Annotated in this window: 4 protein-coding genes; 2 read left to right on the top strand and 2 right to left on the bottom strand. The window is 29.9% G+C overall.

Features of this window, described 5'->3' with window-relative positions:
* Nucleotides 1–911: hypothetical protein (locus AB0N16_RS41665; RefSeq protein WP_365806021.1), on the top strand; the 911-nt coding region annotated here is incomplete at its 5' end.
* A 310-nt stretch (nucleotides 912–1,221) separates the two neighbouring features.
* On the opposite strand, the gene AB0N16_RS41660 is transcribed toward AB0N16_RS41665, so the two are convergent.
* On the bottom strand, nucleotides 1,222–1,353 hold the full coding sequence (locus AB0N16_RS41660; RefSeq protein ID WP_257792705.1) for a hypothetical protein: 132 nt from the start codon (nucleotides 1,351–1,353) through the stop codon (nucleotides 1,222–1,224).
* Nucleotides 1,354–1,428: 75 nt separating this feature from the next.
* Here AB0N16_RS41660 and AB0N16_RS41655 point away from each other — a divergent pair, with 75 nt between their 5' ends.
* Entirely contained in the window at nucleotides 1,429–1,632 is a 204-nt protein-coding gene (locus AB0N16_RS41655; RefSeq protein ID WP_361734350.1) for a hypothetical protein, read from the top strand.
* Between the two features lie 55 nt (nucleotides 1,633–1,687).
* On the opposite strand, the gene AB0N16_RS41650 is transcribed toward AB0N16_RS41655, so the two are convergent.
* The coding region (locus tag AB0N16_RS41650) for a hypothetical protein (protein WP_365806020.1) at nucleotides 1,688–2,151 on the bottom strand (464 nt) is incomplete at its 5' end.

Raw genomic sequence — 2,151 nt, 5'->3', positions numbered from 1 at the left:
CTCACACTTGGGAAGATTTTAAAGAAAAAGCAAGAGCCTTAAATTTAAAAGTGGACGACACAAAAAAATATACCACTTATCTTTTAGAGGGAAGCGAACAAACCAAAAAAATTAGAGATAGAAGTTTAAAAAATGATAAATTTTTAAAGGAAAATCTAAAAGAACGGATAGAAAAAAATACCATTGGTTATTCAGTAGAGGAAGTCGTGAAACTTTGGAAAGACAAAGAAAGCATTCAAGAAAAAGGACAAGAAAAAGAAATTTCAATTTTGGTAGAAGATTGGCAAATTGAGAAAGAAACTGAAAATTTTTTATACGTAACGATTGATACTGCTTTAGATAAAGAAGCGACAATAAAGATACCTGCACGCTGTGTCGATAAATTAGAAAATGGCGATTATCAAGTCTTTATCAAAAATAAAGACCGATTTTCTTATCTTGATAAGAAAAGTCCGGCAAACAATAAAATCATGTATGGAACAACTGTTGCTAAAAATCTACAACGACAAAGTGGAAATGTCCCTCTTTATTCTGACAATGCCAATATCAAACTCAAACAAGTCTTTCATGAGTTCGATTTCTTGATTAGTCAAGGACTTGGTTTTGATAGAAGTTTTGAAACCATAGGAAAGGACTTAAAAGCCACCTATCAAGAAACAGAAAAGCAATTAGATAAATTAAATACAAAGATTATAGAGTATGTCGAACAAAACAAAAGTTTAGATTATGTAGATACCACTATCAGAGATACAATAAAAAATCTAAAACTTGAACGTGATGATTTAAGAGATACTTTATATAAAGTCGATAAAAACATTCAATATTATCAAAAATCAGAACAACGTTTAGAAGCCTATCAAAAAAATCAAAGTTCAAAACACAAAGCACGTGATGATGATTTTGAAATTTAGTCCGTTGAAAATTCTGATAAGTGTACAATAAAACAAGTCGGATCTAAAATTTTTGTTTTTTAAAATTTAAGACCGGACTTTTTTATTTGAGTTTTGAAAAAACTCTATTTTTTACAAAGTAAAAAATAATGCTCCTGTCGTTGAGCAAACCAACGAAAAAGCACTAAAGAAATTGAAAAATGAATTTTTCACTCCCTTTAATGCTTGAATCGTCCTATAAGCTCATATTTTGCCTTTTAAGCCCTTTTAAAAGCATTCTGATGGCGTTTTATTCATTGAGTTGACTCCTCTCTAACATAAAACTATAACTTTAGTTAAAGTAATCTTTATTCTTCTTGAAATGCTCTATTAAGGCTTCTCTTATAACAGCCTTTGCTCCGCCTTGAAGTTTACCTTTCTTCTTTCCTGCTATTTTAATTGCTTCTTTGAGTGCTGGTTCCATTGCTACTGAATAAATCACTTGTTCATCTTCAGCTTGTTGTTTCTCAATTTCTTTTTCGTACTCTTCCCATTTTTTTTGAACTTTCTTGTAAAAAACTTTTTGTTTGAGTTAGTCGGTTCTGTTTATGTGGAAGATGATTATATTAGACTTGTCTCTTTGAATGATGATATAGATTTTGAAGGCAATCGACTATTTCCTGATATTCTTCTTCCAAGAGATGAAAATACTCAAATCATTGGAAAAGTTATTGAAGCCTTTACTCCAATTGAAAAAGTATAAAAAAAGTGACAATAATTATTGATTTTCACTTTTTTTATTAAAATAGTACTCTGAATCATGTTGCTTTAGAATTGATTTTCGCTAGAGCTTCAAGTTTAATTCTTTCAAGACGAGCTAAATCATTTTGATTGGTTTCATTCTCATAATTAGAATTAGACCAAACAGAATCATCCATATTTAGGTTCTCTTTATTTGTTTCGTTTGAGTTTAATCTTTGTTTGAGCGCTTGATTATTCCAGTATTCCGCAAACATATTTTTCATTGACCCAAATAAATAGTTTTCGTAATTGGTTATTTCATTTTCTTTAGTTCTAATGGCATTAAAATAGCGTCTTAGAGTATTAAGGATTTTTTCTTGTAATACTTCTTCTTCGAGGACAAAGAATACTCCAAGTTCCTCATTCTCTTTGCATACAGCATTTTTAGCATTAAGAATAATACCAACCATCTTTCTAAGTTGTTGAGGAGAGTTACACCACATTTGAAGTAAATTAATGGCTTCATCACTAAGAAATAGTT

It is taken from the genome of Streptomyces sp. NPDC051105 (assembly GCF_040682795.1).
GTDB lineage: Bacteria > Actinomycetota > Actinomycetes > Streptomycetales > Streptomycetaceae > Streptomyces.
The sequence above is the reverse complement of the archived record's forward strand: the minus strand, read 5'-3'. Positions and strand labels throughout refer to the sequence as shown.

Coding starts and splice junctions, on each gene's coding strand:
- AB0N16_RS41660 (WP_257792705.1), bottom strand. CDS start 1,353: ATGGAACCAGCACTCAAAGAAGCAATTAAAATAGCAGGAAAGAAGAAA.